This is a genomic window from bacterium (genome assembly GCA_023228325.1).
GTDB lineage: Bacteria > Auribacterota > UBA6266 > UBA6266 > UBA6266 > UBA6266.
Map to the genome: position 1 here is coordinate 1 of JALOBK010000002.1, position 13,348 is coordinate 13,348.

The following is a 13,348-nucleotide window of genomic DNA, read 5'->3' on the forward strand; positions in this document are numbered from 1 at the left end:
GGCTGATTGGTCGGGGGTGGGTGAATTTTGGGAGATTGTGAAATTTACTGCGGAGGTAAAATGCGATTGAAGGTAGGTGTTGTATTTGTTGAACCAAAAACTTTGCTGTTCATATCTAACGGCAAAATAGTTGGTTCGGTTTCAATGCATGATTTTGCTAGAGGCTGTAGACAAATTAAGATTCTTTTCTGTAAGAATATTAATTGTCTGAAAAATTACTACTATTTTAAATCTGCGTGTGGTACAACCATTGGGCTTCCAGACGAATTCGTCATCAATAGAATAGGGGGTATGTTTGATCCAGTTCTAGACAGAGTAGAAACAAAAGGAATTCAGTGTGATGGTTTGGATATTGAGATTGATAAAGTAAGTGTGGAAGTTCAATCTCATATTTACGAAGAACATATAAAAGAAAAAGAAGAAGAAATTTCAACGGAAGGTGGTGAATTTTTAGATTCAGCAATACTATCATGAATTATCAATGAATGGAGGAGAAACAATGAGGAATGATTACAATTCATTTAAGGAAAAAGTAAACACAAACGCGAAAAGAAACAATTATATAGTTCTGGTGGATTCTCTTCCAGCCAGCACTCTTTCTTACTTCAAGAAGAGATTGAGAGAAGATTTATCAGCAACCGTCTTCAGTGATCTCATATTCACAACTTCAAAAAAAGCATTGAAATTGCAGATGGATCGTGATGGTTCTTTAAAAAAAGAAAATGAGAAATTCACTCTTAAAGAAGTGAAAGAAAAGAAAAAAGAAGAATCATTGCCATCAGAAGAATCAGGAAATGAAAAGCTGATTCGAAATAACAAATTGTTGAAAGAGGAGGTGATTGAAACAAGGCGACTTGTTGACAAACTCGAAAAAGAGAAATTGAGAATTTTACAACGACTGGATGATGCAGTTGAGCTTGGACTAAAACTGAAATGTGAAAGAGATGTTCTTCAAAAAAGTTATACCAAAATTAATGAGGAGATAACATCTCTAAAATCACAGATCGAAAATTCAGATGCTAAAATGTTGATACTTTCCGGTATAATGGGAAAATGTCAATCATGCGGTCTTGAATCGAGTGGGGAGTTGATAAAAGACATAATTGTCTTTAAGTGCAGGTGCGGGAGAAAAGAGTATAAGAATATCATAGACTCGGTTCTTAAATTAACATTTTAAGAACTGGATAGGGGGAAAGATGTGTCAGTTATCTGGGAAGTATTTGATAGATAACGGAAAAAGAATTCATTTCAATATCTTTTTTAAAGATATTGAAAAAGAATCTGTTGTTTATTTAGAGCTAGACCCCAGATATATGACCAATTCCGCGTATCATGAGTATGTTAATCTATTCATTAACATTCTTAACAATTTGAAAAAGACGGTATATTTAAACACAACTAACAAAACAAAAATATATAAGCCGTCAAATTCAAATGTAATAAAGAATGAGGGAACGGTGGCATTAGATTTAGGATCAAGAATAACTGGATTATATTTTGCTATCAATGGAAAATCGGAAGCTATTGAAACGCGAAATATAATAAAGTATATTGATTCCTATAATAATGTCGTTTTTGGAAGATATTCTGGTGGAGACACATTCATGAATTGTATTTATCTTTTGATATTGAATTATCTCAGTATCACAAAGAAAAAATATGATATTGTGAGTGAGGCTTATACCACCAATATTTCAAAACGATATAACAAATATGCCACCAAAAAACAGCATGATGAAATAGCCGCGTATTTAATTTACAAGCGCTGGCTATATAAACATCAGGAGAAAAAGATCTAGGTTATCCTAGATCTTTTTTTTCTCAAAAAAATAACAATTGCATTTCAAAAGAACAAAATATAAACGGAGGTGTATGGATGTTTACAAAAGAAAAGAGCGGAAGATATGTTATTAAAGATATTAGAAAAATGATATCTATTCTTGATGAAGAAATGAATAAAGAAAAAACTATAAAGGTTGATTATACGCCAGATTCTTTTTTTAAATATAAAAAAGGAAATTCAGTAATTACACTTGGGTGCACTGATATTATGGGTAATCAGATTATAGATCCAGATGTTGCAACAGAAGAAATTATTTCAAAAGCAATTTTACACAGAATAACAAATTTATCTTCGTTCAAAGAAGCTGATCATATTTGGATTCATAGTGTCGATTTAATTCCATTTAAGGTTGAGGATGAAACTAAACATAGATTGGAAGTATTCGGATTTATAAAACTTGAAAATGATTATTTTGAAAAACATATGTTGGATGAAAAACATCTTGAAGAAGAATATAGCAATGAGAAAGATAAAATGGTTAAAAAACTTGAGGAGGTTCTGAATGCTAAACGAAATGGATAGTCTTCTAAATCTTAAGAAATTTAAAGGAAGAAAATTATCTTTTTTTGATGAACAAATTCAGAAATTAATTAAGTGTATTAGAAATTCTGATACTGAGTTTGATGCTAGAGAAGAATGGAAAGAATTCAAGAAAATGTATATCAGCAATATTAGCAAAAGAAATCCATTTTTCTTGTTGAATTTAAATCATTTTATTGCTGATCTTAGTCTATTATTGGAAATGAAAAGGAAATATTTTTTCAGTGAAGATGAAAAAATTTCAGACAACATAGAAGAAACAGCAGATACATATATTATCAAAATGTTTTTTATTTTAAATGAGTTAGTTGAAAAATGTTTTATTAAAAACGAAATTGATGAAGGACAATTAATAAACGTTTTGGCATCATATAATTCTCTTGCTGTTAAATATCTCCAGGATGCTGAAACACAGATGGGAAAAGATGTAATGAAACCATATATATTTTATTCTATTATTCAAGTGTCATTCACTGATTGGTATTCCACATATTGTGAAAGTCCACTTAAATGTATTGAAAAATATATTCCAAAAGAAGAAGAACCAAAAGAAACAGAAGAAACTAAAAATGAAGATATTTCTGAGAGTAAAGAAGAAAATAAAGAGGGAGTAATTGAATGAGCAATTTTTTTGAAACTAATTTATGGGTCGAAAAATATAGGGTAAATGCCGTCGATAAATTAGTTTTAGATGAGCGTACTAAAAATATGGCTCTGCAATGTTTGAATAATAAAATGATTCCAAATTTATTATTTTATGGTCCCCCAGGAACAGGAAAAACTTGTCTTGCTAGAATTTTATTAGACAATATTTTAGAAGAAAAAGATAATGCAATGATAATTAATGGTTCAGCAAATAGGGGAATCTCTTTGATGAGAGAAGAGATTCCTAATTTTTTATCTAGCCCTCCATTTGGATTAGATAAAATAAAAATAATTTTTATAGATGAGTCAGATAATCTTACACTGGATGCACAAAAATCATTTAGACATTTAATAGAACACTATACAAACGTGGGAAGATATATTTTAACAACAAACACTGTCACTAATTTTCATGATGCAATTATTTCTAGATTTCAGATGTTTGAATTTAAACCATTGATGGACGATTTAATTGTTTCTTTATGTTTTGACATATTAAAATCTGAAAAGATTGAATATCAAGATACAGAAGTTATTAGGGTTATTAAATTATTCATGCCAGATATTAGAAAAATATTAAATACACTTCAGTCATACACCAGTGATTCTAAGCTTAAATTACCATCTATTGGAGATTTAATTCCAATTGAAACTACAATATATAGTTTGACATCCGATATTTTCAAAACATATATGGAAAAAGATCCCAGATGTCAACAGTCAATTAATAAACTCCAGGAACTATTAATGAGAAAAGATATTAATTACGTTAATATTTATGAAAATATATTTTATAATAACAAAATATACCCGGTATGTAAAGTCCTATCAAATAAATATTGCAATAATTTAAATATGGTTTCTTCTCAGGCTATGCATTATATGGCTTTTATTTATGAATCAATAGAAGCATTGAAGGATTTAAAAACATGATATACACTAAGGAAGTTCTGGATATATTTAATAACAATTTAAATATTGTTCAGGATAAACAAAATCATTTTATAGCTAGGTGTTTTTATTGTGGAGATTCTAAGAAGCACAAATCAAAAGCGCATTTATATGTTTCAAAAGTTAAACCAGTTTTTAGGTGTGTTAGATGTGAAGAAAGTGGGAGAATAGAAAAATTAATATTTGATATAACAGGGGTTAGAAAAAGATTAACCAGCATAATTAATAAAGAAAATCTAAAAGATTTAAATTCAAATGTTGATGAAACATATATACACAGAAATTTTAAAAAAGAATTATTGATTCCAAAACAGAATCCAGAAATGTTTGATATCAAATTTAAATATCTGCAAGACAGATTTGCATCTAATAAAATTTTTGATATGTTGAATGAAAACATAATATATGATATTAAAGAATTTGCATTGGCGAATAATATTAAGATAAATAAAAGAAAGTTATTTAACTATTTTCAAGATAAATTTGTTGGGTTTTTGACATATAATAAAAGTTTAATGATATTGAGGAATACAGATACTAGCTCGGATTTTAGATATTATATATGGAAATTTGGTGATATAATGAATGATTTTTTTATGATAGATAATTTAAAAGAGGAAAAAGATAATATTAATCTGGTTATATCCGAGGGTGTATTTGATATTCTTAATTGTTATCATCACGAGGATAAATTTGATTTATATACTATGGCATCGGGAAAATTATTCAGTAGAGCTATTAAATTTACAATGATTGAGAAGTGCATTGCACATTTTAACAAGATAATAATTTTATCAGATGACGATGTTCATCTGAATTTTTACAAACAGAATTTGCTTAAATTTAAAAATGTGAGTAATGTTATGCAAATTTGGTACAACAAAAATGGAAAAGATTTTGGACAAAAAAATAAGGTTGACAAAGTTATATTAAATTTGAAATGAAAATGGAGTTTATATGAAATTGGAAACTGTAACATTTTTTTCTTTGGATGAGGAATTATCCAAAAAGCTAAATGTATTTTTTACTTCTAGGCTGTATAAGAAAAATGAATTATACTTGAAAAAATTTAAGGATACTTTGGAATTAAAAGAATTCTTAGACAAAACATGTCTAGAAGGAAACATGGTTTATTTCTTTAATATTGGTAAAAAGTTATATGTAATCTTAAACGATATCACCACCTTCAAAGTATTATCAACTCTAGTATCTATATGTGGGTATCATAAAATAAATTTAAAGTATTTTAATTCTTGGGAAAATCTGGTTATAATGGAAGTTACCAATTCTGACAGAGAACTTGTTTTTTATAAAGATTTTTCTGTTAATATTTATTCATCTGATTTTATGAATAAATTATTTTTTTATGTCATTCCTAAAAAGAAGAGGAGAAGGAAATGAAAGTAAATCTATCCAATTATAGGGTTTTTTTAAGTTATATTGACTCTATAACAAATTTATTTACGGACATAGATATTAGAAATAATGAACTGTCCCAACTATCTAGTGATAAATCAACGATAGTATACGGAAATCTTTCAAGTGTTTTTCCGGAACCGTTGGATTTAAGATTAGTTTCAATTAAGAGTAAATTGCCGCTATTAAAAATGTTTGAAAAATCTTTTAATGGTGATGATTCAATTTCAGTATCTTGCGCTGATAATAATGTTAAAATTAGTGATACCAGTAGTGAAATAACTCTAAGACAAGCATCTCCTGAATTTATTAATAATCAATATTTGAGTATTGATGAGATTAAAAGAAAATTAATAATTGAAGAAGATAAAGATGAAATTTTGAGTGTTATTCTTAGCTCGACAATTTTGGATAGAATAAATACTATATCTCATAATTTCAATTCTATGAATTTAGATTTCAATATTGAAAATAAAAAATGTGGAATTCATTTGGTATCTAGTGAAAAAACAGATCGAGCCACAATTATAAATGATTTGGATTGCGTCACTGATAAAAAATTACAGATAACATTTAGTGTTATCCCATTTCAAACAAAGTTTGATGGCATCATTGATACTAAGTTATATTACAAAGAAATAGAGGGGAAAAGGATTTCTATAATGAAATTAAATACGAACTTAAAGGGTATAGACACATCCGTGTATATCAAGGGGACTATAATTTAGAATGAGATATAATTTTTTCAATTATTATCTTAAATATAATATTACAGAAAATTTTATTAAAGAATACGAAAAATATTATGATACCAATGTGCATTCTGTGTATATTTTTTTAGATTTACAGAATTGTTTAAAGGCACAATTTTATGATGACGTTATTTTAAATATGTATCAGCTAGCAAAATATAAAGAAAAATCAATGCCTGTAGTATATGATGTGTTGATGTTCATTTCGAGAACTAGAGAATGGTTTGATAGTAAAAATATCAAATCATTCTTTATTTTTTATTGGGATGAGGGTGCATCACTTTATCATAGGCATATTGATAAAACATATAAAGAAAATAGACTCATTACTAAAAGCAACCTTCCCATCGTTAAATTTGAAAGTGGAAAGTCTGTTTTAAAATTTCAAAAAAGACTTTTAAATGAAATTGCTGGAAATTTAAAGAATGTGAAAACTATTTTATCAAAAGATATTGATTCTGATTTTGTGCCATATTTTGTGCTCAAGGAAAATCCAAATTTATTAGAAGATAAAGGAATTATGAATCTTTTATTTACAACGGATCACGATATGTATCAGGCAACGAAATTAGGAACAAATGTTTTTCAATATTTTAAAACAAATAAGGATTCTATTTTTTTGTCTTCAAAAATGATATTGAGTGCATTGCTTGATAAACCAATATCTGATATATCTCAAAATAATTGGTTTAATGATATATTTACTCTTGGTGGATGTAGAGGTGACAACATATCCAGTGTTTGGAAAAGATGTGGATGGAAAACAATTTATGATATGTTTTTAAAATTAAAAGACGTTGGTATTGATTTTGAAGAACATAGAAAAAAAGTAATGTGTGGTGAACAAACCCAAATAGAAGTAAAAAATATAAAAAATATTAGTGTGATTAAAAAAATATCAGAGTTTAATGATATTGATAGTGGATTACAAACTAGATGGAAAAATAATATATTTTTAATGGATTTTGAAATAATGTATAAATATTTCAAAAACGATATAAAAAATAGCAATATTAATTTGACATGGGAATTTAAAAAAGGGATAATAGAAAAAACTAAAGATGCTATAAATTTCAATAATAAATTAAAATATGATGAATTATTAGAAATAATGGATAATTATCATGACAATGAGAAATTGGAAAATATATGTACAAATCTCTGTGAGGTGTAAAAGTTATGTTATCAAAACAAAAGACATTGCGTTATATAAAAAATACTCTTGCGCTTCCATTTAATAAAATCGAATTGACAGATGATAAAATTTGGGAGTATCTAATTGATTTTACTATACCGGAATTTAGTTCATATTGGCCGGATAAAAGAATAATTGGATATAATTTCACCGATCTTACAAATCACGCAATGGTTCCGTATAATTATTATTTTAGAGATCCAGAGGGAAATTCAGTTCTTTCTGTTCTTGAAATAATACCATCTCACGATGTGGTTGTTCAAAAACATCCATATATTGGGATTTTAAATTTTGAGCAATCTGTTCCATATGTTGAAAGTATCGAGGAAGCCGGATTGATGTATAGATTTGGGTATTACACTTTTTCTTTTGAATTTATACATCCAAATATTATTCGTGTTTCTGGAGCAATTCCTACAACTAGTGCAATAATATATGAACGTGTTCACCCATCTGATCTTTATACCATTGATGGACATATGGAAAAATATTTCTTAAAATTTTGTTTAGCGGATATAAAAATACTGCTTGGAAATATTAGAACCAAGTTCCAGAACTTGACAACGCCATATGGTGAGATACCAATTAATGCTGGTATAAAGGATGAGGGTATGACAGAAAAAAGAGAGGTTATCGAAATATTGGATACTAAAGTTCCTAACCTTACGATTGTTTACGGATAATTAGATGAATATATTACCACTTATATTTAGAAAAATACAACCATTTAAAATGCGCCCCAGATATATTGTGTTGCATGGGACTCAATGTTTATCTAGAGATGATCAAGCGCTGAGAATAGATCAAAGAAATAAGTTTCAGATATCATTTCTTAAAAGGGATGCAATAACTATTAAAGGATTGAATGATGTTCCATATCATTATGTTTTAGAAAATATGGGTGGAGATTATTATCCGATTATGATGCATCCTCTCAGCAGTCCAGTTGAATATTATTCGTCAATGAAATTTAATAATAAATCAATACATATTTGCATGTTTGGTAATTATAATGTGGATATGGCTAGACCTAGATTATATGAGGTTTTAACATATAGAGTTCTTGCTCCTTTAATGTTTTGGTTTAGAATTCCACAGTCTAATATATTTTTACATTCTGAGCTTGATAAAGAATTCAAAGATTGTCCGGGTGAAATGTTTTATAAAGATATTTTACTTGGTAAATTAAATAAACATCTTTTGAGAAAATAATTTTGGAGGATTGAAAATGATAAATTGGAATGCATTGCAGACAAGGGCGGTTGATCCTTATAGCAGTTATAAGTCTTCCAATGTTAATAAGATTTCATACTTATTATCATTCGATGGAAGAGGTATTGCGTCCGGATTGGTTGTAACTATATCAGATCCAACCACGCTTCAAATCACTCAAGGAGTCGCTCTTAAGGATAATGTGACACTGAGATGGAATCCTACCTTCTTATTACCTATTTCTGAAACAACAGGATCATGGGTTGTTGGTGATAATTGGGTTGTAATGGTTTATAAATACATTGAAACCAAAATAGAAGATTATAAGATTGCCAAAGTTGATGTTATACCCGTTGCAAGTTAAGATCCGGAATGGCATTTAATATTAGCCAAGGTGACTATTGATGGGAGTGGAAACTTCGTTTCAATAGATTCTAATCCGCCAGAAAGACCGTCCATAGATTTTGGAAGCCATAATAATCTTCCTGGGTTACAAGGTGGGAATCCTTCATTAAATCAATTCTATCATTTAGAATTTTGTGATTGGCAAAATGTTCACAATTGTTGTTGGTATGTTTCTGGTGCATTTATAGCCATAGACGGAAGTATAACTCCTTGCTGTGATATAAGTTGGGATAATAACAAACTCACTGACCTAGCGAATCCTGTGAGTTCTGGGGATGCTGTAAATCTTCAAACATTAAACGCTTGCATTGGTGGTGCTGGTGGTGCAACACAATTTATACAATTAACAGATACACCTGCAGCATATTGTGCTGACTGTTGGCTTAAAGTTGATGGCGCAGGAGTCGCTCTTGAATTTGTTTCTGCTCCCACTGGTGGTTCTCAATACTTATCTACTCTATGTGATGTATCATTTTGTTGTCCAGACAACGGGGCTTTTCTAACATATAACTGTACAAGTGGTGTATGGGTAGATACTCTTACTGTTCTGGAAAAATTACAATATGCTGGTGATGTGAATTCCACTGGTTTGGTAGATGGATGTATACTGAAATATAAAACCGATCTATATGGTCCTGGATCTCATGGTTGGTGTCCTGCCCCACCAGCTGCAGTTGGGAATGTATATTTCACGGATTTGTGTGATGGCCCGGGTTCTATTCCATCCAATAATGGATGTATATTAGTTTCATCATGTTCTGGATCTAGTATATCATGGGCAGATCCATATGCTGTAACCGTTCCTGCATTGTGTTGTGTTGGAGATGTGTGGATAAATAATTGTGGTTTTCCAGTTGGTGGGGTTCCATCGTTAGAAGCTGGACATACAATAGTATGGAATGGATCGCAATGGAATAATGCAGCTGTTACTGGTTGTTTCAGGGATGATACGTCATCATATTCTTTATGTTCTTTCTCAACAACAACAAACTCATTATATGTACAAGCGGATAATAGCAATGCTGCTGTTTTTTGTGTGTGCGATCATGGGGATATGTCCGGATCAAACGCAGTATTTGTCCATGCTGAAGCTCAGGCATTGTCTGTATGTGCGAAATGCATGGGAATATGTTCTCAAGTAAATGGACTGACAGCAATATATGCATATGCTGCAAATAACACTATTTGTGCTGTCGCGGAATGCGGTGTTGGCGGCACAGGCACTTGTGCCATAAAAGCAAGGGCTGTCAATTATGCTGTTCTTGCTTGTTCAACCGGAAGTGGAAGTTTTGGTATTGTTGGGTGTGCTCCAATAGATGGTTATGATTTTTATGCTGCTGGAGCGGGTGGAAAAATCAGAGCAAAAGTATTTAACTCCGAAGGCAGTAATGGACTAAATTGCTTGGTTTCTGTGTGCGGTACCAATATGTGTTTTTGCGGAGGCATATTAGTATCTGTAACATAATTTAAATTTATTAATTCATATTTTTTTCATATTTGGCGGAGATTGCACATATCTCCGCCTTCTTTCTCATCACTTTTTTAATTTCCAATAACTACATATATTTATTAGTTGAATACGATTTTTTGTGGTTAAAGCTGGCTTAAAATCATGGAATTTTTATTTTCACACTACAAAGCTGGTTTTTTTCACAATAAATCAAACAAACTAGGAGGATTGTAATGCCTACCGGAGAAAATGAAAGAACAGACATCATCAACAAAGAAAGAGTTATCGTCCCTGCAATAGAAGAGAGAGACGATGATGGCGACACTATTCTGAAGGTAGCAGCGGCAACAAAACCGCAGAGCCTTGCCGGTTCGATTTCAAGTATGCTTGATAAACGGGCTGATTGCAGATTGCTTGCGATTGGTGCTGGTGCTGTGAATCAGGCAGTCAAGGCAGTTGCGATTGCCAGGGGAATGATGGCTCCAAAAGGGTACGACGTGTCCATGAGCCCGTATTTTGCGAAAGTTAACATGAACAAAAACGATTCCACTGGGGAAGAAGCCGGAGAAAAGACCGGTTTGAAGTTCCAGGTGGTCCGAAGGCAAATCTAAACAATCTATCCAGGAGGAAATAGATGGATAGGGTTAAACAACTCAAAGAGTTGGTTGACGTTTTTTCAAAGAAACGTGATAAATTTATGGAAACTGGTGAAAGATCAGACGGTCTTGCAGCCAGGGTCACCATAAACGAGATATGCAAAAACTGCCTTTTATTAAGAAAGGATATTCTTGATTTGACAAAGAAAGTAAGAGCTGCTAGAATTACTGACAAAAATATTACCCCACTTCAAATTATGGATGGGGATGTAAAAAAAGCTCCAAAAACAGAGTCAAAAAAAGAAGTTAATGTATCTCTCGGATCAGAAACTTTGAAAAACAAAAAACCAAAAATTGAGTCAGGTGAAGTTAAAACTGAACCTGAAAAAGTTGAAGCTGAAGATGTAGTAAAAAAGAAAGCGATTCCGCTTTCTGAATTTAAATTGCATTAATACTGAAAGGGTTAGTTATTATTGACTAACCCTTTTTTATTCAACTGTTTTTTGGAGGTGATACATATTGTGAAACTAAAACAAACATTATTTATTCATTTATATACCACTCCATCCGAAAAAATCATAAGATCTTATTTTAAAGATAACAACGAAAATATTAGAATTCTAATTGATAAATTGTGTGAAGAGAAAGAAGATAAATTCCTACCTTTTATTTATCAAGAAATATCTGGAATATCCATCTTAAAAATTTCAGAAGATATGAAAATATTTTCATATTTATTCACAAAAAGCAATGAAGAAACAGAAAGAGATTTGTTAAATAAATTTATTGATAAAATTAAAAATAAATCAATAGATTTATCAAATACAAATAAAATTACAGTAAATGGTTATTATTACGTCTATAACATGTTAAATTTTTCATTGGAGAGAAATAGAATTAAATCCCAGGAATTGAGTGAAATAGGTTGTAACAATAGTTTTGAGTTAAAGTTAAATGCTCATTTTAGAGATTATGCTTTTGCGGTTGGACTGTGTGATAAATACGACTTAGATTTAGAACGTGGATTTTACAATATAAATATAGATTATTTAAGGCAAATGATGGTCATGGATTCTTTTATTATAGCAAAATTATATTATCTTCAAACTTTTAGGAAATTTGAATGGTTTAGTGATTTTGAAAAAATAAACGAGTATCTTAATTTACAATTTAATAAAACAATGAAAAGTTTAATGGAAAAAACAAATGAAGCAGAAACAACTGCCCAATAAAAAGTAAATTATTTTTTTCCTAACAAACCTAAAACTGATTTGTATTTGTGGTGAACAACTATAAATACCTAGAATTTGGAGGGTTTGTGAGTGAAAATATTATGACTCATAAAGATTTTAAGAAAGTATTGAAATTTTATAATAATGATGAGTTTGCTGCAAAAACATGGGCTACAAAATACGGTCTAATAAATGATGATATAATTCTAACACCACAAGATGCATGGGAAATATTATCAGAAGAACTAGAAACAAAATATATTTCTAAAGAAGAAATATTTAATGCTTTAAAAGGATTTAAATTTATTCCAGGTGGAAGGATATTGCATGGTATACTGAGAATATATTATGCAAGAAAGAAAGGCGAAAAATTAAATTTAACATTGAGTAACTGTCTTTACAGTGGTGGACCAGAAGATAGTATGGAATCTATTATGGAGTTTGCATATCTTCACGCTCATGTTTTGAAATATGGATATGGAAATGGGATGAATTTGAATAACTTAAGACCAAGTGGATGCCCGGTTAATAATGCTGCGAGAACAACCGCAGGAGTGGTTCCGTTTGCCAATTTATATTCTGAAATAACAAATACAATAGGGCATGCTGGAAGAAGAGGAGCCACTATTATATTTTTGGATTGCACACATCCAGATGTTATAGATTTTATTAAATCAAAAACTAAAGATGAAAAATATATAAGTGGTGCCAATATAAGCGTGATGATTACAGATAAATTTATGAGGGCAGTTGAAGAGGACAGCAAGTGGGAATTAACATTTAAAAATGATAAGATTTCTGTGGTTAAAGAATGTAAAGCGAAAGAGATTTTTGATTTAATTTGTAAGAATGCATGGGATTGGGCGGAGCCTGGTGTTATATTTAAAGATAGAATGATAGACTATAATCCTGGTTGTTTTCATGAAGAGAGCACACCAGAAGGAGTAAATCCATGTTTAACTGGTGATACTTTAATATCTGTTGCCGATGGTAGAGGATCTGTTAATATAAAACAACTATCAGAAGAAAATAGAGATGTTCCTGTATATTCTTTGAATAAAGAGACCGGGTGTGTTGAAATTAAAATGGGGAGGAATCCAAGACTTACTGG

Annotated in this window: 18 protein-coding genes; all 18 read left to right on the top strand. The window is 30.3% G+C overall.

What is annotated here, in order from left to right:
- Window positions 1-66: 66 nt before the first annotated feature.
- Window positions 67-474, top strand: a complete 408-nt coding sequence (locus M0R36_09590; protein ID MCK9556050.1) for a hypothetical protein — start codon at window positions 67-69, stop codon at window positions 472-474.
- A gap of 7 nt (window positions 475-481) precedes the next feature.
- Window positions 482-1,177 (top strand): hypothetical protein, encoded by a 696-nt coding sequence (locus tag M0R36_09595; protein ID MCK9556051.1) that lies wholly within the window; start codon window positions 482-484, stop codon window positions 1,175-1,177.
- Between the two features lie 19 nt (window positions 1,178-1,196).
- Window positions 1,197-1,799: a hypothetical protein gene (locus tag M0R36_09600; protein MCK9556052.1), complete on the top strand. Its 603-nt coding sequence runs from the start codon at window positions 1,197-1,199 to the stop codon at window positions 1,797-1,799.
- A 77-nt stretch (window positions 1,800-1,876) separates the two neighbouring features.
- Window positions 1,877-2,365 (top strand): hypothetical protein, encoded by a 489-nt coding sequence (locus M0R36_09605; GenBank protein MCK9556053.1) that lies wholly within the window; start codon window positions 1,877-1,879, stop codon window positions 2,363-2,365.
- Window positions 2,346-3,005: a hypothetical protein gene (locus M0R36_09610; protein MCK9556054.1), complete on the top strand. Its 660-nt coding sequence runs from the start codon at window positions 2,346-2,348 to the stop codon at window positions 3,003-3,005. The genes M0R36_09605 and M0R36_09610 overlap by 20 nt, the downstream gene beginning before the upstream one ends.
- On the top strand, window positions 3,002-3,961 hold the full coding sequence (locus M0R36_09615; protein ID MCK9556055.1) for an AAA family ATPase: 960 nt from the start codon (window positions 3,002-3,004) through the stop codon (window positions 3,959-3,961). Before M0R36_09610 ends, M0R36_09615 begins: the two co-directional genes overlap by 4 nt.
- A complete protein-coding gene (locus M0R36_09620) occupies window positions 3,958-4,923 on the top strand; it encodes a hypothetical protein (GenBank protein MCK9556056.1) in 966 nt (321 codons plus the stop codon). Before M0R36_09615 ends, M0R36_09620 begins: the two co-directional genes overlap by 4 nt.
- A 13-nt stretch (window positions 4,924-4,936) precedes the next feature.
- On the top strand, window positions 4,937-5,380 hold the full coding sequence (locus tag M0R36_09625; protein ID MCK9556057.1) for a hypothetical protein: 444 nt from the start codon (window positions 4,937-4,939) through the stop codon (window positions 5,378-5,380).
- Window positions 5,377-6,123 (top strand): hypothetical protein, encoded by a 747-nt coding sequence (locus tag M0R36_09630; protein MCK9556058.1) that lies wholly within the window; start codon window positions 5,377-5,379, stop codon window positions 6,121-6,123. Before M0R36_09625 ends, M0R36_09630 begins: the two co-directional genes overlap by 4 nt.
- A 1-nt stretch (window position 6,124) precedes the next feature.
- Complete coding sequence (locus tag M0R36_09635; GenBank protein ID MCK9556059.1) at window positions 6,125-7,321, top strand: hypothetical protein; 1,197 nt, start codon at window positions 6,125-6,127, stop codon at window positions 7,319-7,321.
- 5 nt (window positions 7,322-7,326) lie between these two features.
- A complete protein-coding gene (locus M0R36_09640; GenBank protein ID MCK9556060.1) occupies window positions 7,327-8,025 on the top strand; it encodes a hypothetical protein in 699 nt (232 codons plus the stop codon).
- A gap of 4 nt (window positions 8,026-8,029) precedes the next feature.
- The gene (locus tag M0R36_09645) at window positions 8,030-8,554 is read left to right on the top strand and encodes an N-acetylmuramoyl-L-alanine amidase (protein MCK9556061.1); all 525 of its coding nucleotides are present in this window, start codon (window positions 8,030-8,032) and stop codon (window positions 8,552-8,554) included.
- A 16-nt stretch (window positions 8,555-8,570) separates the two neighbouring features.
- Window positions 8,571-8,918 (top strand): hypothetical protein, encoded by a 348-nt coding sequence (locus tag M0R36_09650; GenBank protein MCK9556062.1) that lies wholly within the window; start codon window positions 8,571-8,573, stop codon window positions 8,916-8,918.
- A 30-nt stretch (window positions 8,919-8,948) separates the two neighbouring features.
- Window positions 8,949-10,424, top strand: coding sequence for a hypothetical protein (locus M0R36_09655; GenBank protein MCK9556063.1), 1,476 nt, complete (start codon window positions 8,949-8,951; stop codon window positions 10,422-10,424).
- A gap of 218 nt (window positions 10,425-10,642) precedes the next feature.
- A complete protein-coding gene (locus M0R36_09660) occupies window positions 10,643-11,020 on the top strand; it encodes a stage V sporulation protein S (protein MCK9556064.1) in 378 nt (125 codons plus the stop codon).
- A gap of 23 nt (window positions 11,021-11,043) precedes the next feature.
- Complete coding sequence (locus M0R36_09665) at window positions 11,044-11,457, top strand: hypothetical protein (GenBank protein ID MCK9556065.1); 414 nt, start codon at window positions 11,044-11,046, stop codon at window positions 11,455-11,457.
- Between the two features lie 69 nt (window positions 11,458-11,526).
- Window positions 11,527-12,237: a hypothetical protein gene (locus tag M0R36_09670; GenBank protein ID MCK9556066.1), complete on the top strand. Its 711-nt coding sequence runs from the start codon at window positions 11,527-11,529 to the stop codon at window positions 12,235-12,237.
- Window positions 12,238-12,323: 86 nt separating this feature from the next.
- The coding region (locus M0R36_09675) for a hypothetical protein (GenBank protein MCK9556067.1) at window positions 12,324-13,348 on the top strand (1,025 nt) is incomplete at its 3' end.